At 68.0% G+C, this 23,921-nt stretch carries 19 protein-coding genes, 2 pseudogenes and 1 other annotated feature; of the genes and pseudogenes, 15 read left to right on the top strand and 6 right to left on the bottom strand.

Annotated elements, in window-relative coordinates; translation table 11 throughout:
• Positions 1–1,165 precede the first annotated feature (1,165 nt).
• Together ACQPZG_RS31320 and ACQPZG_RS31315 are read right to left on the bottom strand one after the other, a co-directional pair.
• The gene (locus ACQPZG_RS31320) at positions 1,166–1,648 is read right to left on the bottom strand and encodes an HNH endonuclease (protein ID WP_433549052.1); all 483 of its coding nucleotides are present in this window, start codon (positions 1,646–1,648) and stop codon (positions 1,166–1,168) included.
• 239 nt (positions 1,649–1,887) lie between these two features.
• Positions 1,888–3,110, bottom strand: a protein-coding gene (locus tag ACQPZG_RS31315) for an IS3 family transposase (protein ID WP_433549051.1) whose coding sequence is annotated in 2 segments (ribosomal slippage) — positions 1,888–2,831 and positions 2,831–3,110 — 1,224 coding nt in all. Because the reading frame shifts where the segments join, the coding sequence is not laid out codon by codon here.
• Positions 2,704–2,832, bottom strand: a sequence feature (AL1L pseudoknot). It overlaps the preceding gene by 129 nt.
• Before the next feature lie 699 nt (positions 3,111–3,809).
• Between ACQPZG_RS31315 and ACQPZG_RS31310 the strand changes: the two are divergent.
• Positions 3,810–5,026, top strand: a pseudogene (locus tag ACQPZG_RS31310) (IS110 family transposase).
• A gap of 74 nt (positions 5,027–5,100) precedes the next feature.
• On the opposite strand, the gene ACQPZG_RS31305 reads toward ACQPZG_RS31310, so the two are convergent.
• Positions 5,101–5,247 carry a hypothetical protein gene (locus ACQPZG_RS31305; protein WP_433549050.1) on the bottom strand — a complete coding sequence of 49 codons (147 nt, stop codon included), beginning with the start codon at positions 5,245–5,247 and terminating at the stop codon, positions 5,101–5,103.
• 1,050 nt (positions 5,248–6,297) lie between these two features.
• Between ACQPZG_RS31305 and ACQPZG_RS31300 the strand changes: the two genes are divergently transcribed.
• From ACQPZG_RS31300 to ACQPZG_RS31240, 13 genes and pseudogenes are all read left to right on the top strand, one after another.
• On the top strand, positions 6,298–7,011 hold the full coding sequence (locus ACQPZG_RS31300) for an urease subunit gamma (RefSeq protein ID WP_433549049.1): 714 nt from the start codon (positions 6,298–6,300) through the stop codon (positions 7,009–7,011).
• A 5-nt stretch (positions 7,012–7,016) separates the two neighbouring features.
• Positions 7,017–8,990 carry an urease subunit alpha gene (locus tag ACQPZG_RS31295; protein WP_433549623.1) on the top strand — a complete coding sequence of 658 codons (1,974 nt, stop codon included), beginning with the start codon at positions 7,017–7,019 and terminating at the stop codon, positions 8,988–8,990.
• Positions 8,991–9,042: 52 nt separating this feature from the next.
• Entirely contained in the window at positions 9,043–9,717 is a 675-nt protein-coding gene (locus ACQPZG_RS31290; protein WP_433549048.1) for an urease accessory protein UreF, read from the top strand.
• Between the two features lie 42 nt (positions 9,718–9,759).
• Entirely contained in the window at positions 9,760–10,461 is a 702-nt protein-coding gene (gene ureG, locus ACQPZG_RS31285; protein ID WP_433549047.1) for an urease accessory protein UreG, read from the top strand.
• A complete protein-coding gene (locus tag ACQPZG_RS31280) occupies positions 10,458–11,384 on the top strand; it encodes an urease accessory protein UreD (RefSeq protein ID WP_433549046.1) in 927 nt (308 codons plus the stop codon). Before ureG ends, ACQPZG_RS31280 begins: the two co-directional genes overlap by 4 nt.
• Positions 11,385–11,650: 266 nt before the next feature.
• Complete coding sequence (locus tag ACQPZG_RS31275) at positions 11,651–12,094, top strand: Pycsar system effector family protein (RefSeq protein ID WP_433549045.1); 444 nt, start codon at positions 11,651–11,653, stop codon at positions 12,092–12,094.
• An 88-nt stretch (positions 12,095–12,182) separates the two neighbouring features.
• The gene (locus ACQPZG_RS31270; RefSeq protein WP_433549622.1) at positions 12,183–12,794 is read left to right on the top strand and encodes a Crp/Fnr family transcriptional regulator; all 612 of its coding nucleotides are present in this window, start codon (positions 12,183–12,185) and stop codon (positions 12,792–12,794) included.
• A gap of 105 nt (positions 12,795–12,899) precedes the next feature.
• A complete protein-coding gene (locus ACQPZG_RS31265) occupies positions 12,900–13,748 on the top strand; it encodes a hypothetical protein (protein WP_433549044.1) in 849 nt (282 codons plus the stop codon).
• A gap of 303 nt (positions 13,749–14,051) precedes the next feature.
• Positions 14,052–16,082: a hypothetical protein gene (locus tag ACQPZG_RS31260; RefSeq protein ID WP_433549043.1), complete on the top strand. Its 2,031-nt coding sequence runs from the start codon at positions 14,052–14,054 to the stop codon at positions 16,080–16,082.
• 74 nt (positions 16,083–16,156) lie between these two features.
• Entirely contained in the window at positions 16,157–16,771 is a 615-nt protein-coding gene (locus ACQPZG_RS31255) for a hypothetical protein (protein ID WP_433549042.1), read from the top strand.
• 906 nt (positions 16,772–17,677) lie between these two features.
• The gene (locus tag ACQPZG_RS31250; protein WP_433549041.1) at positions 17,678–18,196 is read left to right on the top strand and encodes a hypothetical protein; all 519 of its coding nucleotides are present in this window, start codon (positions 17,678–17,680) and stop codon (positions 18,194–18,196) included.
• Positions 18,197–18,213: 17 nt separating this feature from the next.
• Positions 18,214–18,405 (top strand): hypothetical protein, encoded by a 192-nt coding sequence (locus tag ACQPZG_RS31245; RefSeq protein WP_433549040.1) that lies wholly within the window; start codon positions 18,214–18,216, stop codon positions 18,403–18,405.
• Positions 18,406–19,183: 778 nt separating this feature from the next.
• Positions 19,184–19,366, top strand: a pseudogene (locus ACQPZG_RS31240) (hypothetical protein); the annotation flags it as partial.
• Positions 19,367–19,544: 178 nt separating this feature from the next.
• Here ACQPZG_RS31240 and ACQPZG_RS31235 read toward each other — a convergent pair.
• The 3 genes from ACQPZG_RS31235 to ACQPZG_RS31225 form a co-directional block, all read right to left on the bottom strand.
• Positions 19,545–19,787, bottom strand: a complete 243-nt coding sequence (locus ACQPZG_RS31235) for a hypothetical protein (RefSeq protein ID WP_433549039.1) — start codon at positions 19,785–19,787, stop codon at positions 19,545–19,547.
• 70 nt (positions 19,788–19,857) lie between these two features.
• The gene (locus ACQPZG_RS31230) at positions 19,858–21,309 is read right to left on the bottom strand and encodes a PepSY-associated TM helix domain-containing protein (protein ID WP_433549038.1); all 1,452 of its coding nucleotides are present in this window, start codon (positions 21,307–21,309) and stop codon (positions 19,858–19,860) included.
• Positions 21,310–21,400: 91 nt separating this feature from the next.
• Positions 21,401–22,027 carry a hypothetical protein gene (locus tag ACQPZG_RS31225; protein WP_433549037.1) on the bottom strand — a complete coding sequence of 209 codons (627 nt, stop codon included), beginning with the start codon at positions 22,025–22,027 and terminating at the stop codon, positions 21,401–21,403.
• A gap of 495 nt (positions 22,028–22,522) precedes the next feature.
• On the opposite strand from ACQPZG_RS31225, the gene ACQPZG_RS31220 reads away from it, so the two are divergent.
• Complete coding sequence (locus tag ACQPZG_RS31220) at positions 22,523–23,854, top strand: cytochrome P450 (protein WP_433549036.1); 1,332 nt, start codon at positions 22,523–22,525, stop codon at positions 23,852–23,854.
• Positions 23,855–23,921: the final 67 nt, after the last annotated feature.

The raw sequence follows: 23,921 nt of genomic DNA, 5'->3' as shown, positions 1-23,921 counted from the left end.
CTTCCTGCCGGGCACACGAGGGTCCCGGCACAATTTGGTCTCGTCGGGGTAGATGCAGCGGCCCAGAGCATCCGCGTTCTCCGGGCTGTGCTTCGGACAGGGTTCCCCCTCGCGCTCCACGATCGCGGCGCAGAACCCACGAGGGGAGCAGTCCTCGGACAGATCGTCGTACAGCGGCTCCAAACACATGGGGCCACTGAACCGGCGGAGGACGTCGGCGAGTTCGACTTCCTTGTGGTGATGGGCCAGGTCTGCCAGCGCACGCAGCAGATCCGGTGTGGCCTCCACGTGCCAGTCCGAGTAGTGCGTGCCGTTCACGTACCCAGACGTAGGCGCCAGCGTGGCCGCGGCATCAAGGACCGCCTCGACCGCGCTCTTCGGATTGCGCGCGCGTGTCGGGGCTGGCGGCTTCAGAGTACGGGGCAAGGGGAACTCCTCAGGTCGTTGGGGTACGGGGGCATCCTGCGCGTCTCCTGGCGTCGAGAACGACGACACGCGGGTGTCCGTACCCGGCTCGGGGCCGACCCGTGCTACATCACCGGCGGAGCGTCAGCAGCCATACGAACGTCACACCTGCGGGTACACGCAGTGAGTCATAGCCACCAGCATCTCTCTCCCTCAAGGGCGCACACCGTGCAGTCGTACTCCTCCAAGGCTGGTGTATTCATCGACCCCGCGACACGCATCGTCACGACCTCATTGCTCCGCATTCTCCGCAGAGGAAGCCGGAGTCCAGAGGTCTAGGTCCACGGGTGCTGTGCGCAGCGCGGCCCCACGTCCGGTCATCCGGCCGTGTCCGTACTACGTAATCTGCGCGTGGACAAGCACGGTCACCAGGCGCTCTAAGGACGGAAGTACCTATTCCCCTGAATACCCGCTCTGGCGCCCCCACTGGCAAGGCGCGCAAGTAGGCCCGCGAACGCGATGGGCTGTGCCTGCCCCCCGTCGCCGAGGACGGGCCTCTCATGCCGTCCAGGCCAGCTACTCATGGTAGGGCTCCCGTTCCTCCCCGTTCCGGCAGAGCCGACTGGCTGCCCAAAATGCGCGGCCGTCCACCCGCACAGCCGGAGGGGTCCCACTCGTGAAGCTCTCCACTGTCCGGGCCTGCCCGCTGTACCCAAACTCTGGGACTGTCGCTAGCGCTGCGGCCTTCGAAGCGCGCCTCTTACGGAGAAGCGTTCCAGTCGTTCGGGTGCGAGGCGTTCTTGCTGAGGTTGCATCGGCGGTGCGCTGCGCGCATGTTGGCGCGTACATGGTGTCCACCGAGGGCAAGGGGCATGTGGTGATCTACGGTTGCTGCCTGTGGGTCGAAGCGGTCTACGTCTTCCGGGATCTCGCCGCCGCACAACGCACAGAGCCAGTCAGCTGCTTCGATGACGTCAAGGGGGTCGACGTCTTCGAAGTAGGCCCCCGGCAAGGCCCGAGAAGCAGCACTGGTGCGGAAGCCGTTGATCCGAGCTGCGGGCGTACGGGTGACGAATACCGGAATCACGCTTCCGCTCGAAGGCAGGCACATCTCACCGCAATAGTCATTTCGGGAGGCGGGATCAAGTTGCGCGCTGCAGCCCGGACAACAGCGGTCGAACCAAGCGATCTGCGCTCTGTCGGCCAGCTGGGCGTGCAGACGCCGCAGAAAGGGAACACTCACCGTTCGCCCCCCACCGCTCGGTGTCGGCCGCAGTCGCAGCTACGGGCCTTCCGCATGCGGATGCCGAACTGGCTAGGCGGTGGGACTCGTGTCGCTGCATCGTGCATTCCGCCCAGGAGCACACAGGTGCCTCCGAAGACGTTGTTAAGCCGCTGCAGTGCGGTCGCAGCTGTCGCGTCGGGGGCAGGTGGGGTAAAATGTCAAGCCCCGGGTTTCGTGGACAGTGGGATAGTTGGGTTTCAGGGGCTCAGTGAGGCGTCGTTCGTTGCGTAGAGGGCTTCGAACTCGGCGGGCGGGACGTGGCCGAGTTCTCCGTGGAGCCTTCGCTGGTTGAACCAGTCGATGTACTCGGCGACGGCGATCTCGACGTTGTTGATGCCGGTCCAGGGGCCGCGGTTGCGGATCAGCTCTGCTTTGAACAAGCTGTTGAACGCTTCCGCGAGGGCGTTGTCGTAGGAATCGCCCCGAGATCCGACCGAGGCCACCGCGTCGGCTTCTTCGAGGCGCTCGGTGTAGCGAATGGCACGGTATTGCACGCCGCGGTCGGAGTGATGGATCAGGCCGGCCAGATCGCCACCCGTGCGGCGGCGTCTCCAGATGGCCATCTCGAGTGCGTCCAGGGCGAGTTCGGTGTAGAGGGAAGTGGCCGCCTGCCAGCCGACGACCATGCGGGAGAAGACATCGATGACGAAGGCGGCGTAGACCCAGCCGGAGAACGTCTTGACGTAGGTGATGTCGGCAACCCACAGCTGGTTCGGCGCGGTGGCGGTGAACTGGCGCTCGACCAGGTCGGCGGGCCGGCCCGTCTCGGGGGCGGGGCGGGTGGTACGCGGGCTCTTCGCCCGGATCACCCCGCGCAGTCCGGCCTGTCGCATGAGGCGTTCGACGGTGCAGCGGGCCACCGTGACGTTTTCGCGGACCAGGGCGGCATGGACTTTGCGGGCTCCGTAGACGCCGTAGTTGTCGGTGTGGACGCGGCGGATCTTCTCGGTGAGGTGCTCGTCGCGCCGGCTGCGGGCCGACGGCGGTCGGGTGTGGGCGGCGTAGTAGGTGCTCGGCACGATCGGCGCGTCCGTCTCGGCGAGGACGTCGCAGATCGGCTGGACGCCGAACCGGTCCTTGTACTGGTCGATGTAGGCGACCTTCATCGCAGTGGGCGGTCCAGCTCCGCCGCGAAGAAAGCCGAGGCGGACTTCAGGATCGCGTTCGCCCGCCGCAATTCCTTCACCTCCCGCTCCAGCTCCGCGATTCGGGCGGCTTCGGCGCTGGTGGTCCCGGCCACGAGTCCCTCGTCGGTCTCGGCACGCTTGACCCACCCCCGCAGAGCCTCGGGGTGCACGTCCAGCTGGTCGGCGATGCGTTCGATCGCACCAGCCCGGCCGGCCGGGTCCTTGCGGGCCTCGACGGCCAGACGCGTCGCGCGTTCACGCAATTCGTCGGGGTACTTACGGGGAGCAGCCATGATCGGCATCCTTCCGGGTCTTCGATGTCTCCATCAAACCCGGGTCGGTTCACACCCACGGCGGAGGGTGACGTGGCCCCCCACTCTCCGCCGTCTCTTCATCACCATCGAAAGACAGGCTTGGCGTGCAACCCCGGGCCTACACGGGTGTGGAACGGCCCGGGCGCTTCGCCCACGGCCCGCGTTCCACGGGATGTGGCGGAACCCCCGCCAACCACCCAGGCGTACGCGCTGGCCCACTCAACCAACGCCGTCGAGGTCCCTCGTCACTTCTCCGCAACACGCTGTGCTTCGGCACCGATGGCGTGCAGCAGAGCGTCCTGTGCGGTGGCTGCGGCGGGCGGCGCAACCGAAGAGGGTCGGGCGGAAATGGCAACCAATTCGGTCACTTGGATACCAGTTTGCCCGTCAGATTTCCGGATCCATATCGGCCGCCCCCCCGTTATCTTTTTCGCGGTCCTGCAATGGGGCCGCTGGCCTCCGGGCCCGGCATGACTGTGTCCCCCTGTCGACGGCATGACCTGGGGGGTGGTGTCACCGAGTCCGGGGGTGTTCGTCGGAGACGCTGATCAGAGGTCCGGCCACCGTCCGGCCCGGCGCAATGCGGGCAGTTCGCGGGCGGCAGGTCTGCATAACGTGGATGCGCGAGCACGACACCCGAGCCGAGGCCGGCACCGTCAACACCGCTGGAAGGGCAGCATGTTCGAGATCGACAACGTCGGCGTGTTCCTGGGCCTGGACGTGGGCAAGTCCGCCCACCACGGCCACGGACTGACCCCCGCGGGCAAGAAGGTCTTCGACAAGCCGCTGCCCAACAGCGAACCCAAGCTGCGGGCCGTTTTCGACAAGCTGACCGCGAAGTTCGGCACCGTTCTGGTGATCGTGGACCAGCCCGCCTCCATCGGGGCCCTGCCGCTGACGGTCGCCCGCGACGCGGGCTGCGTGTCGCCTACCTGCCCGGCTTGGCGATGCGGCGGATTGCCGACCTCTACCCCGGCGAGGCCAAGACCGACGCCAAGGACGCCGCGGTGATCGCGGACGCCGCCCGCACCATGCCGCACACCCTGCGGTCCCTGGAGCTGACCGACGAGATCACCGCTGAACTCACGGTCCTCGTCGGCTTCGACCAGGACCTCGCGGCCGAGGCCACCCGCACGTCCAACCGGATACGCGGCCTGCTCACCCAGTTCCACCCCAGCCTGGAACGCGTCCTGGGCCCCCGCCTCGACCACCATGCCGTCACCTGGCTCCTGGAACGCTACGGCTCCCCCGCCGCCCTGCGCAGGGCCGGCCGCCGCAGGCTCGTGGAGCTGATCCGGCCGAAAGCCCCCCGCATGGCCCAGCGGCTGATCGACGACGTCTTCGACGCCCTCGACGAACAGACCGTCATCGTCCCCGGCACCGGCACCCTCGACATCGTCGTCCCCTCCCTGGCCGCCTCGCTCGCTGCCGTCCACACCCAGCGCCGGGCGATGGAAGCCCAGATCAACACCCTGCTGGAGGCCCACCCTCTTTCCCAGGTCCTGACCTCGATGCCCGGCGTCGGCGTCAGGACCGCCGCAGTCCTGCTGACCACCGTCGGCGACGGCACCAGCTTCCCCACCGCCGCCCACCTCGCCTCCTACGCCAGCCTCGCCCCGACCACGAAGACCTCGGGAACCTCGATCCACGGCGAACACGCACCCCGCGGCGGAAACCGGCAGCTCAAACGCGCCATGTTCCTCTCCGCCTTCGCCTGCATAAACGCCGATCCCGCCTCCCGCGCCTACTACGACAAACAACGAGCCCGCGGCAAAACCCACACCCAGGCGCTCCTCCGCCTCGCCCGCCAACGCATCAGCGTCCTGTTCGCCATGCTCCGCGACGGCACCTTCTACGAGTCCCGCACGCCCGCGGACGTCGAGCTCGCCGCATGACCCCAGCAAGACCACATCACCCCAACCCCGGCAGGGTCGCCTTGACGAAGGACATAGAGGCACCCCCCCGGGGGTCATCGGCTGAGGAAGTCAAGGGCCACCGTGGTGTGCAGGGCGGTGCCAATCGCCATGGCTTGCTCGTCGTAGACGACCTGGCCGGAAGGGTTGTCCGGAGTCTGAGTGAGGCTCAGGTCCACGGGGCAGGCGCCGAATGAGGCCATGGCGCCAGGTACCCGCTGGAGTACGTAGGAGAAGTCCTCCGCTCCCATGACCGGTTTCGGGCATGTGGTGGACGCGGTTCGGGCCGATCAGGGCGCCGGCCGAAGCGGTGACGAAGTTGGTGAAGTCTGCGTCGTTGACCACAGGCGGGTAGCTCCCGACCAACTTCGTCTCGACGGTGGCTCCGTGGGCTGAGGCAACACCTTGGGCGACGCGTGCGATGCCCTCGCGGACCGCTGTACGGGTCTCCGAGGACAGGGTGGGGAAGGTTCCCGAGATCTCGCGGTCTCGGGAATGATGTTGGTGGTGGTGCCGGCCGCGATGCGGGCCACGGTGACCACGGCCGGGTCGAGGACACTGACGGTGCGTGTGACCATCGTTTGCAGGGCCTGGACGATTTCGCAGGCGACCGGGGTCGGGTCGAGCGCACGGCCCGTGCTGGCCGGTGAGGGTCTGCCGCCGTCTCCACGAATGGGGTGGGGGCGGGTGACAGAAGGGGCGCAAGGCCGGGCATGGTCCCTCCGGATGCCCGGCGCTGGCATCGGAACGAGCCGCGCCTGAGTCGTGTGTGCCGACAGTCGGATCGAATAGGAATCCCGTCCGTGCCGAAGTACTTGCCACGTCGTTCTCTTCGGCACGGTGCTCCGGGGCTGCCGGCAGGACAATCGGCGGACCTGCAGCTCCCTTCTGGGAGTTCGGCGGCCGGGTTGCGACTTCGCCGCGTGCGGGCCTGGTGTCATTCTTTTCGTCGAGGACGATGACGGTCCGTGGCGTGAGTTACCCCAACACAGCGGCAACAAATCCCAATTGGCGCGTTGATCACTCATTTGGGTGCCGTGTGCCCATCACCATGGCCGCAGCATCGGTGGCGTGATCATGATGGTTCCACGTTGAGTCGGACCGGGCATGCAGGGCGGGGTCCTTGCTGGTCCAGCGGCAGCAGGAGCGGGGCTGCGCAGGGTTCGTCCGGGCCGTGGCCTCGTGTGGCCATGTCCCCGGCTCAAGGCTCAGGGCAGGAGTCCTGGGCGGGAGCGAATGCAGGGAAGTGGCTTGTGCACCTGACCCCTCATGAACAAGAGCGCCTGATGATGCACGTGGCGGCGGACGTCGCAGAGAAGCGTCGGGCCCGCGGTCTGCGCCTTAACTACCCCGAGGTGGTGGCCCTGTTGATCGTCCACGTCCTCGAAGGGGCCAGGGACGGCAGGACCGTGGCCGAGCTCATGTCCTCCGGCCGCAAGGTGCTGACCCGGGAGGAGGTCATGGAGGGCGTCCCGGAGATGATCGAGAACGTGCAGGTGGAAGCGACGTTCCCGGACGGCACCAAGCTGGTCACCATTCACAGCCCGTTCCCCGAGGCGGGCGAGGGCGAGGAGCCGATCGTCTCCCCGGGCAAGGTGGACTTCTCGCCGCGGAAGGGCGACGAGGTCGTCATCTTCAACGAGCGCCACAGGCAGCTGAACCAGGTGACGAAGCTGACCGTCACCAACCCGAGCGACCGCCCGATCCAGGTCGGTTCCCACTATCACTTCGCTGAAGCCAACGACGGGCTGCGGTTCCCCCGTAAAAAGGCGTGGGGGCGGCGGCTGAACGTGCCCGCCGGCAGCTCTGTGCGTTTCGAGCCCGGCATCACCGAAGAGGTCGAGCTGGTGCCCATCGAGGGTGAGCGTGTGGTCCACGGTCTGCGCGACAAGGTCAACGGCCTGCCGGAGAAGGTCAAGGGCTCGCTCGACAACGTCAAGGGTTCGTTCGGCAAGGAGAAGGCGTGAATTCCATGGCACAGTGCCCCGATTGTTCGTGCTGCCAGGACGATCCGAAACCTTCCGACCCGTTGACCCGCGCCGCCTACGCGGACCGGTTCGGCCCGACGACCCGGGACTGCATCCGGCTGGCCGACACCGCGCTGCGGATCAAGATCGAGGACGACTGGTCCGGGGGCCCCGGGCGCAGCGGCAATGAAATGGTTTTCGGGGGCGGCAAGGTGATCCGCGAGTCGATGGGGCAGTCCGTCGTGCCGCGCGATCCGGGCAGGGCCAAGCCGGGGAAGCCTGTCGCCGACGCACACCCGGTGCCCCCGGACACGGTCATCACCGGTGTGGTGGTCCTGGACCACTGGGGCGTCGTCAAGGCGGACGTCGCCATCCGGGGCGGGAGCATCGTCGCGCTGGGCAAGGCGTACAACCCCGAGACGATGGACCCCCTGCACGAGGAGGGCACCCCTCACAACGGTATCGGCCCCAGGCCCACGGACTTCGTCATCGGACCGGACACCGAGGTCATCGCGGGCAAGGGCCGGATCCTCACCGCCGGCGGAATCGACACGCACGTCCACTTCATCTGCCCCGACCAGGTGGACGAGGCACTGGCCGCGGGTGTCACCACCCTCATCGGCGGCGGAACGGGTCCCGCCGAGGGCAGCACCGCCACCACCGTCACCCCGGGCTCCTGGCACATCGACCGCATGTTCGAGGCGCTCGACGGGTTCCCGGTGAACATCGGTCTGCTCGGCAAGGGTGCCACCATGTCGAAGGAGTCCATGCTCGACCAGGTGGACGCCGGCGTCATCGGACTGAAGATCCACGAGGACTGGGGGGCGACCCCGGCCGTCATCAGGAAGTGCCTGGAGGTCTGCAAGGAGACCGGGGTGCAACTCGCCCTGCACGCCGACTCGCTGAACGAGGCAGGGTTCGTCCAGGACACCATCGACGCCATCGACGGCCGCTCCATCCACATCTTCCACGTTGAAGGGGCCGGCGGCGGCCACGCCCCGGACATGATCCGGATGGTGAGCGAGCCCAACGTGCTGCCCGCCTCTACCAACCCCACCCGGCCGCTGACCGTCAACACGGTCAAGGAGCACTTCGACATGGTGATGGTCTGCCATCACCTCAACCCGAAGGTGGAGGAGGACCTGGCCTTCGCGGACTCCCGGATCAGGCCCTCCACGATGGCCGCCGAGGACATCCTCCACGACCTCGGCGCCATCTCGATCATGTCCTCGGACGCGCAGGCCATGGGCCGCATCGGCGAGATGATCATGCGGACCTGGCAGACCGCGCACGTCATGAAGGTCCGGCGCGGCTTTCTTAAGGAAGATCAGCCCCTCGATCCGCCGCCCCCAAACCCGAAGGACAAGAAGGTAGAGGGCCAAGCGTCCGCGGACACCACACCGGAGGCCGAAACGCCGGTGGCGGACAACCGGCGCGCCCGCCGGTATGTGGCGAAGTACACCATCAACCCCGCCCTCGCCCAGGGCATCGACGCGGTGGTCGGTTCGGTGGAGACCGGAAAGCTCGCCGACCTGGTGCTGTGGGAACCGAAGTTCTTCGGAGTCAAGCCGCACCTGGTCATCAAGGGCGGGCAGATCGCCTACGCGCAGGTGGGCGACGCCAACGCGTCCATCCCCACCCCTCAGCCTGTCCTGCCCCGCCCCATGTGGGGAGCCACCGGCCTGGCCCCCGGCTCCCTCTCCTACAACTTCGTCACCGAACGGGCCATCAGGAGTGGTATCGCCAAGGGCCGCAAGCTGGCCAAACAGTTCAGGGCCATCACCGACACACGTCCGGTCAAGAAGGCCGACATGAAGGAGAACAACGCCACCCCTCACGTCCGGATCGACCCCGACACCTACGAAGTCATCGTCGGCGGAGCGAAAGTGACGGACGTTACGACCTTCGTCGAGGGTCAGATCGTCGACCGCGCCTACGTCACCGAACTCCCCATGGCGCAGCGTTACTTCCTCTTCTGACCGCCACCCCGGCCGCCCGCGTGACCTGAGCGACGACGAAGAGGAACGAACGATGAACCGTGCTGCGCTGCTCATCCTGGCCGACGGCCGGTTTCCCGCCGGAGGTCATGCGCACTCCGGCGGGGCCGAAGCCGCCGTGGCAGCGGGGCGGATCACGGACGCCGGCTCGCTGGAATCCTTCTGCCGGGGCCGACTGCACAGCGCGGGTCTCGTCGCGGCGGCGCTGGCCGCCGCGGCTGCCGCAGGACACGACCCGCTGGCCCTGGACCGGGCCGCCGACGCCCGCACCCCCGTACTGGCGCTGCGCACCACCGCCCGCAAGCTGGGTCGGCAGATGATGCGGGCGGCGCGCGCCACCTGGCCGTCACCCGAACTCGACGCACTCGCCGCCGCCCGGCCCAGGGGCGCCCACCAGCCGGTGGTCCTGGGCCTCGCCGCCCGGTCGGCCGGACTGACCCCGTTGGACCCCGCCCATGCGGCCGCGTACGAAAGCGTCAGTGGGCCGACCACGGCGACGGTGCGGCTGCTGAGCCTGGACCCGTTCGACGCCACCGCGGTCCTGGCCCGTCTGGCCCCGGACCTCGACCGGATCGCCTCACTCGCCACCACGGCAGCCGAACGCCTTTCCGAAGAGGGCATCGACGCACTGCCCGCGGCTTCCGCCGCGCTGCTCGACATCACCGCACAGCAGCACGCCGCCTGGCCCGTGCGCCTCTTCGCCTCCTGACTTCCAGCCCGTACGCCACGAGACACGACGCAAGGAGTCCGTATGCACCTCGACCACGAACTCGACGAGCGTTTCCCCCACCGGCACACCTACAGTGCTGCCGGACCCCAGCGCCCCGAGGGCACCCGGCGCGCCCTGCGCATCGGCCTGGGCGGGCCGGTCGGCTCGGGGAAGACCGCCACCGTCGCCGCCCTGTGCCGGGCGCTGCGCACCGAGGTGTCCATCGCGGTGGTCACCAATGACATCTACACCCGCGAGGACGCCGATTTCCTGCTCCGGGAGGCGATCCTGCCGCCCGAGCGGATTCAGGCCGTCGAAACCGGCGCCTGCCCGCACACCGCCATCCGCGACGACATCTCCGCCAATCTCGAAGCAGTCGAGGACCTGGAGGAGGAGGTCGGCTCCCTCGACCTGATCCTGGTAGAATCCGGCGGCGACAACCTCACCGCGACCTTCTCCAAAGGACTGGTGGACAGTCAGATCTTCGTGATCGACGTGGCCGGCGGCGACGACATTCCCCGCAAGGGAGGCCCCGGCGTCACCACCGCCGACCTCCTCGTCATCAACAAAACCGACCTCGCACCTCACGTCGGGTCCGATCTCGACGCCATGGCCCAGGACGCCAAGGCCCAACGAGGGGACCTCCCCGTCGCCTTCACCTGCCTCAAGAAGGAGAACGGGGTCGAAGCGGTCGCCGACTGGATTCGTGAGCGCCTTGCCGACTGGGCTGCGGGCCCCGCATGACCCTCGCCGCCGAACACACCCGGGCAACGCACGACGGCACACCTGCCGCCGGAGTACGGGCCACGGCCCGCATCACCGCGACCGCCCGAGGCCATACCACCACCCTGCCCGTCCTCGATGGCGACGGCCCCTTCGAATTCCGGCGCCTGCGCTCCCGCGGCACTGAGGCCCGCGTGTGCATCGTCGGCGCGATGAGCGCCCCCCTCGGCGGCGACCGACTGCGCATCGAAGCCACCGCCCAGCCACACGCGCGACTGCACATCACCTCCGCCGCCGCATCTCTCGCCCTCAAAGGCCCCACCACCGCGCACGCCACCTACGACATCCACCTGACCGTGGCGGACCACGCGGAACTCCACTGGCAGCCCAAACCACTGATCTGCGCCGCCGACAGCAACCTGCACCAGACATGGACCGTCGACCTCGCCCCCACCGCACGGCTGGTCCTGCGCGAAGAACAGGTCCTGGGACGCACAGGCGAACAGCCAGGTCACGTGATCACCCGGCTAACCGTCCGGCGCGCAGGGCACGTACTTCTGGACCAGCAGGCCGAGTACGGCCCCGGCGCACCGGGCTGGGACAGTCCCGCAGTCCTCGCCCATCACCGGGCAACCGGACAGATCCTCCTCGTCGATCCCTCCTTCGAAAAAGAGCCACCCGAAATCCAGGTCCTCGTTGACGGAGACGGGCAAGCCATCCTCACCCCGCTGGCAGGTCCTGCCGCACTCGTCACCGCCGTCGCCCCCGACGGCCTCCGCCTGCGCCACCTCATGACCACCGCCCACGGCGCCCAACGGCGCACCGCGACAACCGGCCGCACCCCTGCCGTACGCGCCGCCCCCGCGCAACCACGTCCTGGAACACCCGCACGGCCACAGTCTCCGGACGGCTCTCTCACCCGCACGGTGGGCCGCGACGGTTGACGGGGCAGGGCGGGCTACGGGATAGCGTTCCGTCAGCTGCCGACTGCGAACCTGCCAACCGCATGGCGGATAGCGTCGGTCGAAGTGCATGTGGCTCGCCGCTCATACAAGGAGCCAGGTTCTGTGCACCACCAGTTCATCACCAGAGACACAGTGAGTGCACCACCACCGTTCTCGTTGTTGGAGGCACTGTGCACTCGGGACACAACAGCACCCTGCAACTGCCAGCAATAAGCCTGGGCACACTCAGGCTCCGTTCCGCAGAGATGTTCGTCGAAGTACAGCGGGCAGACACCAAAGCGGCCGCGCTCTTCGGGGTGGCCGGGGGTCTCCTTGCAGCTGCAACCGCCTTTGTCCTGTCGGACAACGCACACCGGGCCGGATGGCCGCTGCTCCTCCCACTCGGAGTGCTCTCTCTATCGCTCATGGCCGCGGTCATTGCCGCCTTGTTGGCCTTACGCCCGGTACTCGCCTGGCGGTGCGACCAGCCACAGCAAGGAGAAGGACGTTTCGACGACGGCCGGAGCGCCCTCCGACGGGTCCAGTCGACCAACGAGGAGGAACAACTACTCGCCGAGGCGGAGCGTTTGGGCATGCTGCGCACCTTAGCGCGACGTAAGTACCGACTCATCAGGCTGTCTGTGGATCTCATAGTGGTCGCCCACGGTGTGGCTGGATCGGCTCTATTGATCACCCCGTTCACTCTCTGACAATTAGGCATTACTTTGAGCTACGTAGCCATGGGGGGTCATGTACCAGCCGCACCGCGCACTCATCGGTGAGCAACTCTGGTCCGGAATGCTCGCTCTTTCTCGGGCTCATCTCCGCCCCGCCCGCAGCGTGCTCCTGCGTCAAGGGGATCCAGCGACCCATGTGATCTTGCTGGACTCGGGGTCGACTCTCATCACCTTGACCGGCGCAGGCGGTGAGCGCACGTTGCTCGCCGTCCGGGGGTCAGGGGAGCTGCTCGGCGAACTTGCCGTTCTGGACGAGAAGCCCCGATCCGCCACGGTAATCGCCGCCGAGAGCTGCCGTATTCATCTTATCCCCGCCTCGGACTTCCTCCTCTTTGTAGAGCAGCATGGTTTGCTGACCTCGCTGCTGCGCCACGCGATCACCCGCGTCAGGGAGTCCGAGGCAGTACGACTGGAGTTCGCCACCGCGGACGTACCACTTCGTCTCGCCGGGGCCCTCTCCCGACTCGTGCAAGCAGGATCGCGGAACTCGCGTGCACTAATTGTTCGCCTCACGCAGGCAGAGCTCTCTCAGATGATTGGGGCGTCCCGAAACGCCGTGGGTTCAGCCATCAAGCCGTGGAGGGAGCAGGGATGGTTGTCCACAGAAGCCGGCGGTGGGCTACTGATCCACGACATTCAGGCCATCGAGCAGGACGCCCGTCAAAAGGCGTGACCGGCCTTACTGCGCCGGTGCCAACTGCTGGGCACCGACGACAGCGTGAACACATCAGCATGAGTCCTTCCGATCGACGGCCACGTTCGAAAGGCAGGACTGACCATGCCTCCTCTTGTAGTTCCACCGCCCGCTGTCCCAGCGGAGCAGGCGCTTCTGGCAGTGGACATGCAGGGCTACAGCCGGATTCCGGAAGCCCGAATGGCCTCAGTGCGCTCCGACCTGGACCTCGTGCTCGCCACTGTCCTCGCCCAGAGTGGGCTTGAGCCGCCTTGCCTCGAAGACCGAGCGTTCAAGGACACGGGAGACGGCGCCATCTTTGTCCTGCCTGCGAGGGAGGTGGCCAGGGTGATCGACCCGCTACTCGGGCATCTGCACTCCGCCCTGACTCGCTACGACCACGAACGCCTCGCAGCTTCTCCGCGGCTGAGGCTACGGGTTGCCGTCCACGTCGGCCCCTTGTCCCAGCCCGATCACCGCGGCGACGCAATCAACGAGGTATGCCGACTTCTGAACAGCACGCACCTACGCGCGGCCCTGTCCGCCGCCTGTGACCATAACGGCTTCCTCGCGGCGGCCGTATCGGATCCCGCATATCGGCGGACAGTACGGGCCGGGCGGACCCCCGAACTGGCGGAGAACCGCTTCTTGGTGACTACCGCTCGCGTCGAGGGCAAGCCCGACTTCGCCGAACCCTGCCATCTGTACGTGCCGCGCCTCGTCCCGCAGCTGCTTGCACCGTACCTCACGACCACTACCTCGCCGGATGCAACGCAGGCCGCAGAGCGACCCATAGTGTCGAACCCCGACTCTGCCCGGCCATCCAGCTCGGCCAGCGCACCAGTTGCACCACCTCACGGTCCCGCCCCGACGTTCCAGTTCAACGGGGAGATGCGAGACACGACGGTCGCACAGGACATCGGAGTCCTGCGCATCGACCGCCGCGGCCGCTGAGATCGCTCGCTCGTCGCCACCCAAATCAAGCCTGAAGAGAAAGGGACTCACACCCGCATGCCCGACGAACCTGCGCACCCCGCATCCGACGATCCGGACCTGCTCCGAGCACTGAGGCCGTTGCCGCCCATGCCTCTCAGTGGGAACCGCTCTTGGTTCCCACGTCAAGAAGACACGCCTACGACCACTTCCGCCGAGGGCCACAGCATGCCTTCCTTCGCGCCTCCGCCTCCATCCGCACCGGCTGCACGACAGCCTGCGTCAGTTCCACCGGAGCTGGTGCTGCCGCCTCCCACCGTGCCAGTGGCGATTCAGCAGGCCGACGTCGTAGCTGGTTACGTCAATACACTCCACATCGAGAAACGTACGCGCGACGTCCTGGATGGTGTCGCCCTCGACCGGGACGACATCCGCCAACAGCCCTTCGTACGCGACAGCGAATGGGGCAGCGCATGGAACAAGGTGATCGACCCCGCGACTTCACGCCCTCACCGACGCGTTCTCCTCGTTGTCGCACCAGGGTCCTACGGCTCCACTACCTTCGCCCTCCAACTCCTGGCACGCCACACCAGTGACCAGATCGACTTGGTCAAACTAGATGCGGACTGGAGGGCCCCTAAGGTCGGAAGACTGCCGCTGGTGGAACGGCGTGCCTTCCAGCTCGATCTCAAGGACCCCGACCGGGATCGCCCGTCGGCCGACTTCATCTCCGCACTGGACAGCCACGCCCAGGACCTTGAAACCTGCGACTCCTATCTCGTCATCACCTTGACGGAGGAGCTATACGACCATGGATTCCTCCTGCCCGGTTCAAACGTGCAGGTCGTACACCTGCACGCCCCACCGCCCGCCCGTCAGGTCGTCGAGGCCCACCTGCGCGGACGTAACTGTGTGGGGCTGATTCCCTACCTGGACGACCTGGATCCCTCGAGGGTGTCACTCGAAGGACTCGACGCGGTCGAGGCGGTGCGGGCTGCCGGCACCGTGATCACCGCATGGCAGGAACATGAGCGCGCCACCGGCACTACCGTCGCCGTCACCGATCCACACGCAGTGGCATCCGACAGCGATCTCACGGACCGCATGTCTGACGCACTGTCCGACTGGCGTGACAAGCTCGACAAGCTCTTTGGTGAGACGGCAACCGTTCACGGTGGGAAAGACGCTTCTCTCACCTTCGAAGACCGCTGTCTGCTGCTATCCCTAGCCATCCGTCAGTCCGCGCCCCTCCCCGATGTTGCGCAGACAGCACGCGTGCTGCACGAGACTGTCACCCCGACCGATCACGGCCGAGCAGCCCTGGGAGCTGGCGCCCAGGCCGCCTTCGCCGGCCGGGGCCTGCGTCGCCGCGTTATCGATGTCGGCGGTTCCGTCAACTCCCACGACGCCGTCGTCTTCGACCGGCCCGGTTACGGGAAGGCAGTACTTACCTACGTCTGGGACAACTACGAGGCCATGCGCCGACCACTGCTGCAGTGGTTGGTCAAGGACGCAGGATCTTCAGCCACGGCGGAACAGCACACCGTCGATGGGGTGTCCACTCTCATCCTCCGTCACGGGGCGACCGATCAGTTCAGCCTACTCGGCCAGGTCACGCGCGGAGCGAAGAGTGACCTGCTGCCGTCCGTGATGGTTCGGGCTGTGCACGACGAGCACATCGGGCGACGGGCGTGGGGCACTCTGTACCGGTGGGCAGGTACTCAGGAGTTCGCCGGCTCGGTCGTCGCCATCTGCGACCACGTCCTGAGCGACCCAAGGGCCAGTACCTCCATGGCCAAGATGGCCATGGTCCGACTACGTCGTGTCGTTCACACCTCGAATGCGCAGGACACCACGGATGCGGTTCTCGCAGTGTTCACCGAACTGGCCAAGCAGCCCAGCGGTATCGACCGGCTGACCGAGGAGGTAGCCGCCTGGCAGGACTCGAAGGCAGGTAGCCGGGCAGGCAGCCTGGCGTTCCTGGCATTGATGTCGATCCAGCAGGAACCACTCCCCTACCTGCTGACGCAGAAGAACGTCACAGACTTCAACGTGGACCGTGCGCTGAGAGACCTCCTCGGCGATATGAGCACCGCGCCAGTTGTCATCGCTCGCCTCACAGCATGGATCGCGGCATGTGCTTCCGACGAGAGCGCCTACGACGAGGTGGTCGCACAACTCGTCCCCGTACTCCGAGGACAGCGCATGTTCCAGGCGGCCATGGACCTGATGCAGGCGTTGAAGGAAGTACGTACGGCCAGCGGTGAAAATGCCGCGGCGGACTTCTACCAGCACCTCGTGGACAAGCGGGTCCATCCCTTGATCAATATCGAGGGCACTGGAATGCCGGCGTGAGGTGGTTTTGGCGCCGAGCCGCCCGAACCACTCGATGCCCTGCGCCCCGACAGCTGCCCAGCGCCACCGACGGCGTGCCCTTCGAGGCCACGTTCATCATCACCTGGCAGCCGACCTGGCGACGTCGGCCGAACCTCGAGGAGCTGGTGCGGGCACGCATCGTCGCCGATGCGGCGAGCACGCTGCGAAACCTGTCGGCCACCGATGTACAGACCGCACAGGACACCGTGAACGCCATACTGGGCGAGCCACAGCGTTGCCGCACGGCCCACTACCGCCTCGTACAGGTACACACAGACCTGCGTTTGACCACGGCATCCCACGAGATCTTGACGCAACGTCGGCAAGACGACGAACGAGTTCGACGACTGCGCTTCCTCAAGGACAACCTGTACGAACATCCGTCGCTCCTGCTCCTGGACCGCATCGAGCAGCATCCCGGAACCCTGGATCCCCAACAAATCGCGGACTGGCAACGCGTAGCCCGGTCTGTAGCCGCGTCCGAGAAATGGTGGCGCCCGTTGCTGGAGCAATGGGAACACCTGGGCCGCGGCTTCACCGACCTCGAAATGCAAAACCGAGCGCTAATCGTCCTGCACAACGCCCTCGCCGCCCTTACCCAGGAGGAAACGGAGCCTGAAACAACTGCTCCCCCACCCGGGCGCAACCATCTACGCAGTACGGGGTGAGCAAAGTGAAAGTGACCCTCTGGCGTCTCATACTCGACCCCGTAACCAGCTGGCGGGCACGCCGTCTGCAACGCGCCCACCCAACTGCATCATTCGATGCGGCCTGGCGCAGCTCGCGCATGCTGTCGGCACCCGATGAGATGGCCTATCGGTTACACGGCCATGCCATGGAACCTCTCGCTGACGCTGATGTTCCGGCAGAGGAAGGCCGATGAGGCACGCAGCCCACAGCGCCGCGAAGACCGACTCGTATCCGCGTTCTTCCAATTGAGCGCGCCTTCGCCGCGACTACGGACCAAAGCCAACACCGACCACGCGACGAGGCCCCGCCGGGTCAAGCCGGCGGGGCCTCGTGTCCGCCTTGGACTGGATGGACGCCGCTGGAGGGCCACTTCGACCTGTGTCAGGTGGTGCCACGGAACCATCCGCCAGCTCTGCATCCATTGCGACACCGCCCACCTGAGATCCGGACCAGGAGCGGACCAACTCCACACCCCACCGGAGATGTTCGTTCATTTGCGCAGGTCAGGTAGCTAGGACGTCGTGTACCACCAGCAGACGAAGAACCTTCTCGTGTCGTACTCGCCGAAGAAGCTGGGCTTTTTCTAGACATCGAAAAAGGGCACCTGACCAAAGGCTTTCCGTGCTGGGCGCCCTTCGTTGGCACCGTCAAACTCTTGCCGCGCAAACGGGTGAGAGCCAGATTTCGGCGGGCGTCGGCCTGGTCGCCGAAGGCCCAGTGCGGAGGGTGGGGATCGTTGCATGCCTCGACGGCCCGTTCGGCGAGGGTGACCGTTTCGTTGCCACCGCTGCCGAGCAGGACCTGGGCTTCGGTGGCGTGGTGCTCGGGTTCGGGGAAGGTGAGCAGGCCGCCGTGGGCTGCTGGGGAAGTCGCATCAGCCCACGGTGCCCGGTGCCGAGCACGCCGGTGATGAGGAGGCGCCTCCGGAAGCCGTGACGGCCGCGGCGGCGCAGTCGCGCCTGCGGGACTGGGCGGAGGTCGAGCTTCTGTCGCTGCGGATGCAGGCCGCGGAGCGCAAGGCGGTACTGCTCGGACACGGGTGCAACTGCCGGCGTGGGGCCCCGGTGAAGGGTCGACTGCGGCTGAAGACGTACGACCCGGGCTTCTCCTTCCCGGTGTTGGACGATGATGTCGATCCGGGCGACTGCCCGACTCGGTTGCATCGTGCCTCGGAGATGCCCGAGGACCCCGAGCGAGGCGTGCCCCGGCTGCGGCGGATCACGTACGAGCTGGGCCCGTTCGACGTCGCCGCACGGGTCGTCCAGGACAAGAAGGGCCGGACCTGGCGCGGGGCAATCGAAGGCATCCAGCCCCCGAGGGCTTCTACAGCGAGCACACTGGGCGCATCGAGCGCACGAACCCCTGGGCACCAAGCGCGACGCCCGAGGTCACCTGCTACCTGACCGGCGACGAAGGGGATGTGGACGACCCGCGGCGCGGGCAGCCCCTTGAGGCGCTGCCCCTGGAGAAGGGCCGGTTCCGTTCCCGGGTGGACGGCGAGGTCCTGCACCGCCTAGACCCGCGCCTGGACTTCATCCCCGTGGTCCATCTGAGCAACAGCGTTGCGGACGGGGAGCACTTCGGGCAGTCACCGCTGGCGAAGGTCACGTAGACCCTGGATGAGCCGGCGGAGACCGACTCCGCCTGGGCTCGGTCTTCCGCCAGCACGGGTGCGCCGACCTTCGGCCTGGCCGGGGCACGTGCCGGGGTGGACAGCATCGGGGTGCGCGGGGCCGAGTGCCTGCTGTCGGTCAACGTTCCGGGCGGCTCGGACGGCATGTGCGGGACCGTCCCGGGCGTGCCGTCGGGCACGTTCTCGCCGCTTCTCGCAGGACGGTTGATCGACGGTCACTGGCCGCGCACCGCGGACGGCACACACAAGCCAACCGGCCACCCTCTCAAAACAAGGAGTGGCGGCACTTTCATGCGCTTCTTCCATGGTCAATAACAGGTTATCTCTTGGATACGAACGCGTCGTGGATCACAAACGATCATCAGGAGTTGCGAAAGCAGGTCTGGACCAGAGAGGGTCATGTCGTCCCGGGCTGACCACACGGCGAGCCGGGCGTCCGCGCTCGGCATCCTGGCGGGAGCATCCGGGGCCACCTTCTGACCCTCCGGGGGCGACGCGCAAATACGGGACAGGCTTGCTCTGTCCCGTAGTCGTGCGTCGTTGTTCTAGCAACGTCCAGCAGTCTCGTTGACTCCGTAGGCTCAGTGCGAAGGTGTGGAGCCTGTTGGCGGGCGACGGCGCGGTATTTCAGGCAGTCATCGCCGAGGAGGCTCTGCCGCGTGCGTCGAAGGCCGACAAGGACGGGAATCCGCACTTCCACGCTGGGCGTGCAAGAACCTCGGGGTCGGCGACGACCTGTGGACGGAGGCCCAGCTCGATGCGATCGAGCGCGTGTCGGCTGCCTTGTCCGGCGCACGGCTGGGGTGCGCCTTCGGTGACCGCTCATTTTTACGCGGCATGGGGTGCCCTTGCCCGGAACGGCCTGGTGGAGGACGCCTCGACTGCCGAGATCGCCCGCGCCCAGATCTGGCAGTGGGTACGGCAGCAATCCGTAAGCCGCGAGGAGGTACGCCGGATCCTGGCGAACAAGGCCGACGCGCCGGCCGCCGAGCTTCCCTGGGCGCGGATCGACGTGGTCTGCGCGAGGTGGGACGGGCCGCGCGCCCCCGTGACCTGCCCGGTTCTGCCGCTGGTCGAGGGGGTGGCCTCGCTCCGTGCGCGCCCCGGTCTGTCGATACTCACCCCAGGCTGTCGCGGCCGTCGCGGAGTGCGCCCTCGGGGTGCTCGGCAAGACCGTGGTCCGCTCCCGGAACCGGGCGGGCTTCGTCGTCAACGCGCTGCGGGTCCCGTACCTCCTCTCCGCGATCCGCGTGGCGGAGTCCGGCTTCGCCACCGCCGGCCGATGTCGGCACCGGGAAGGAGGAGACAGCAGCGGGAGTGGTGCGCTGGTCCAACGCGTGCGCGTTCCCGGAATCGCTCACGGCGATTCGAACGGGCCGGAGCCCCCCGACCGTGGCCCGGGTCCACTCGACGTGGACCCGGGCCGCGGCGTCAGGTCGCGCGGACGCGACGTACCAGTCCCACCGCGACGTCGACGGCGAGGAACGCGGCCAGGGTGACGCCGAGCAGGGGCAGGGCCCAGCCGAGAGCGAGCACAGCGGGGATCCCGAGGATCAGGACCGGCAGCGGCAGCTGTCGCCAGGTTCCGCGCGCGGGTGCTTTGCCGAGAGGTGCTGCGCGGTCCTCACGAGTCGGGCGGCGCTGCCACCACATGCGGTAACCCCAGAGGATCATCAGCATCAGGCCCAGGGCGATCAGAGCGAGCAGAATCTGGTTGACCACGCCGAAGAGCACCCCCATGTGTCCCTGGACACCGAGCTTGCTCAACTTGGCCAGAACCGGGTAATCGGCCCAGCGCACATGGGCGGTGACCTGGTTCTTGGCGGTATCCACCGTCACGCTGTCGTAGTGGACGGGCCACTCGTTGTCGGACTGGGCCACCACCCAGCCGCTGGTGGAGTCGGCGGGCGGGGTCAGGGTGACGGTCCCGCCCAGGCCGGTCTCCCGCGCCAGCGCCAGGGCCGTGTCGAAGTCCGCCGGGCCGGCCTGCGGGCTCTTTTGTGACGTGTCGTGCCCGGCGTGACCGGCGTGTTCGTCGCCGCCCGCTGCCTGCTCCGAGGCAGCGGCACCGGGCAGCTTCGTGTCGAGCTTCGGAGTGCGGCTGTGGGCGGCGTCGAGGACCTGGCCGAAGCGCTCACCGGCGTAGTGGGACCAGGTCAGACCGGTCGCGCTCAGGAAGAACAGGCCCAGGGCGAGCCACACGCCCGTCGCGGCGTGGAAACCGCGGGTACGACGCACACCGCGGGCCGTCCGGTCGGGCAGCAGAACGCCGCGCACCGACCTGGTCCGCTGCCCGCGGCTGCGACCGATCCACAGCACCAGGCCCCCGCCGACGATCACCCACAGCCAACTCGCGGCGACCTCGGAGTAGAGCCGTCCGAATTCCCCGAGGTGCAGGTTGCGGTGCAGGTCGTCCAGCCAGGTGGTCGCCGGGGTCGAGCCGAACCAGGTGGTCAGCTCGCCCTTCACCTCGGCCGTGTACGGGTCGACGAAGACGGTTCGCTGTTTCTCCCCGAGCTCGGGGAGTGACAGCGCCACCCGGGTGGTGTCCTCCGGGCCCGGCGGGGTGACCACGGACGCCAAGACGCCCTCGGGGTGGGCGGCCCGCGCTGCGGCTATCTGTTCGGACAGCGGCAGGACACGCTCGCCGGTCTTGTCCACGCGCAGCTTGTCGCCGTAAAGAAGCTGGTCGATCTGCGGGGTGAAGGTGTACAGGAGGCCGGTCAGGGCGGCGACGAACAGGAACGGAGCGACGAACACCCCGGCGTAGAAGTGAAGCCGGACGAGCAGGGCGCGCACACCCTGCCGGGACCGGCGAGCAGACACCGCCCCGGGCACAGCGGCGGGAGGCGCCGATCCGGACGTGTCGGTGGAAGAAGACATGGGGGTACTCCTGGAAGACGTACGGGACCGCGCGGGACGCCCCGTGAGGCGTGGGCGCGGTGAGGACCGCCGGAGAGGGCGGGGTGGTGATTCAGGCGTACGTCGCCGAGGGAGGGCCACGCCGAGTGCAGGCGCGGGCGAGCAGAACACCGTGTCGCGGCGTGGGAGGAGTGCCGTCGAGTTCCGCGGTCGGCGGCTCGGGAAGGACCGGCGCCGTCGCCTGGAGGAGGACGCGCGGGAGCGGCGGGAGGAGCAGGCGGGGCAGTCGGCTCAGCACGCGCTCACCGTGGATGAGACACGCCGACGCGCCGAGCGCCGCGAGTGTGTGGGCCAGCGTCATCCCCGAATCCATGGCGTGCCCGGGAGCGCCCGTGCCGGGGGGCATGCTGTGATGCCCGGCGTGGCCCATGTGCTCCGCGTGCACCCCGCCGTGCGGCGTCGAGGCACCCCCGTGCCCGCCGGTCATGGCGTGGAAGGCAAGGTGCAGGACGCTCTGCGTCAGGCCGAGGACCACCACGGTGGCCGCAAAGCGATGGCGGCGGAGGGTGGAGACCGCACCGCAGACAACCGCCAGCACGGCCAGGAGCCCTGCGAGCCCGGTCGCGCCGGGCAGCTGTCCGCCCGCCGCCACGTGCCCAGCGGCACCCAGCAGGAGACATGCGAGGGCCCCGAGCAGACCCGTCCGGGCCCGCTTCAGCCAGTTCCCCCGTCCGCGCACGGCCACAAGGTAGCCCAGCCGGACGGAGCCGGACACGTCGCCGTGCACCCCCGTGCCGCCCCGACTGGCGTACGGATCGCCAACGCCCTTCCCCTCGCAGGCGCGTTGTGCTCCCCGAGCGCGGAGTGGTGCGCCTCGGCCGACTGACAGTGAGGCACCTCACAGCGGGAACCAACGCGTCGAACCGCGGAGAGCGCCTCTGCCAGGGCAGACGGCTCGGAGACGGAGGCGCGGAGGCCGTCGTCCGCAGTCGGTGCACCACGCCCCGGGCTGCGAGCCGAGAACGGAACAGCGGGTGTCATTCGGGCGCAGGCGGTCACTCGACTTCTGCGCGACGATCAACAGTGACCGAACGAGCGGATGACCGGCCCATTCGTCCGAGGTGGCCGTGGCCACCGGGGGGTCGTGGCCTCCGGGACGCCGTACGGCTGTTGCCGTCGCCGCCGCTCAGCAGGCTCCGGACACCCGCACCCGTCCGCCGAAAGGACAAGGATCATGATCGACAGCACCCTCCCTCTCCTCGTCAAGGGTTACGCCTGGTTGCCGGATCGGCGGCGGCGCACCGACGGTGAGCCCGTGTGGACCCGGTTGGCGGGTCAGCGCGCCGTCGCCCTGCACGGCACTGAAGCGGTGCGCTGGTTCTACGACGAACGCCACGTCGTACGGAAGGACGCCCTCCCGGGCCCCCTCCTGGACACCCTTTTCGGGCGCGGAGCCGTGCACACCTTGGACGGTCGGCCCCACCGCACCCGGAAGGCGATGTTCCTGTCCGCGCTGAAGGACCCCCGCGCGGTGCAGGAGCTGGCGGATCTCGCGGCGACCGAGTGGGACCGGGCGGCGGCCCGCTGGGCGGAGCAGGACCAGGTGGTGCTCTTCGACGAGACCGCCGAGGTGCTCACCCGCGCCGTGTGCGCCTGGGCAGGCGTCCCCCTGCCGGACGAACCGGACGGCGCGCGGCAGACCTCGCGCGACCTGGTGGCGATGGTCGACGGCTTCGCGACCGCGGGGCCGCGTCACTTCCGGGCCCGCGGTGCCCGGAAACGTCAGGAGGCACGGATCGCCGACCTCGTCACCGCCGAACGCGGGCGCAACCCGGCCCCGGAACACCTGGCACCGCAGTCCCGGACGCCGGAAGCGCAAGCCCCCGAGGCCGGACGGGAACCTTCCGGTGGCCGCACCACCGCGCTCGCCGCCGTGGCGCACCACCGCGACGCCGACGGATCGTTGCTCGACCCGCATACGGCTGCCGTGGAAGTCCTCAACGTCGTCCGGCCGACCGTGGCCGTCAGTTGGTTCGTCGCGTTCGCCGCGCACGCCCTGCACCGGTGGCCCGAGGAGAGGCGGCGCCTCGTGGACGGCGGCGCCGACAGGGCCCTGGCGTTCGCCCAGGAGGTGCGCCGGTTCTACCCGTTCGCCCCCTTCGTCGCGGGCCTGGCCGCCGAGGAAGCACAGTGGCAGGGCGAGCAGGTCCCGGCCGGGACGATGGTGCTGCTCGACCTCTACGGTCTGAACCACGACGAGAAGCTGTGGCCCGATCCGTACGCCTTCGACCCGGACCGCTTCGTCGGTCGGCCTCCCGCACGCGACGAGCTCGTTCCGCAGGGCGGCGGCGACCCGGCGACCGGGCACCGTTGCCCCGGCGAGGACGTCACGGTGGCCCTGCTGGCCACCCTCGTACCGCGGCTCGCCGGCCTGTCGTACGAAGTTCCCGACCAGGACCTGACCATCTCCCTCCACCGGATCCCGACCCGACCGCACAGTGGATTCGTCCTCTCGGACGTGCGGACGCGGGACGAGAGGCAACTGGGCGCGGCGGCCACCCGTTGAACGTCGTCTGCGGATCGCCGGCTCCCGCACCGCCTGGGCCCGTGCCGCCCCACGGGCGGCGGCACAC

The organism is Streptomyces sp. CA-294286 (genome assembly GCF_050947155.1).
Lineage (GTDB): Bacteria > Actinomycetota > Actinomycetes > Streptomycetales > Streptomycetaceae > Streptomyces.
This window is presented reverse-complemented; position numbering and strand designations above follow the sequence as displayed.

Excerpts from the sequence above, each read along its gene's own strand:
- ACQPZG_RS31305 (WP_433549050.1), bottom strand. The coding sequence starts at position 5,247 with ATGGCCTCATTCGGCGCCTGCCCCGTGGACCTGAGCCTCACTCAGACT.
- ACQPZG_RS31295 (WP_433549623.1), top strand. The coding sequence starts at position 7,017 with ATGGCACAGTGCCCCGATTGTTCGTGCTGCCAGGACGATCCGAAACCT.
- ACQPZG_RS31290 (WP_433549048.1), top strand. The coding sequence starts at position 9,043 with ATGAACCGTGCTGCGCTGCTCATCCTGGCCGACGGCCGGTTTCCCGCC.
- ureG (WP_433549047.1), top strand. The coding sequence starts at position 9,760 with ATGCACCTCGACCACGAACTCGACGAGCGTTTCCCCCACCGGCACACC.
- ACQPZG_RS31280 (WP_433549046.1), top strand. The coding sequence starts at position 10,458 with ATGACCCTCGCCGCCGAACACACCCGGGCAACGCACGACGGCACACCT.
- ACQPZG_RS31275 (WP_433549045.1), top strand. The coding sequence starts at position 11,651 with ATGTTCGTCGAAGTACAGCGGGCAGACACCAAAGCGGCCGCGCTCTTC.
- ACQPZG_RS31270 (WP_433549622.1), top strand. The coding sequence starts at position 12,183 with ATGCTCGCTCTTTCTCGGGCTCATCTCCGCCCCGCCCGCAGCGTGCTC.
- ACQPZG_RS31265 (WP_433549044.1), top strand. The coding sequence starts at position 12,900 with ATGCCTCCTCTTGTAGTTCCACCGCCCGCTGTCCCAGCGGAGCAGGCG.
- ACQPZG_RS31230 (WP_433549038.1), bottom strand. The coding sequence starts at position 21,309 with ATGTCTTCTTCCACCGACACGTCCGGATCGGCGCCTCCCGCCGCTGTG.
- ACQPZG_RS31220 (WP_433549036.1), top strand. The coding sequence starts at position 22,523 with ATGATCGACAGCACCCTCCCTCTCCTCGTCAAGGGTTACGCCTGGTTG.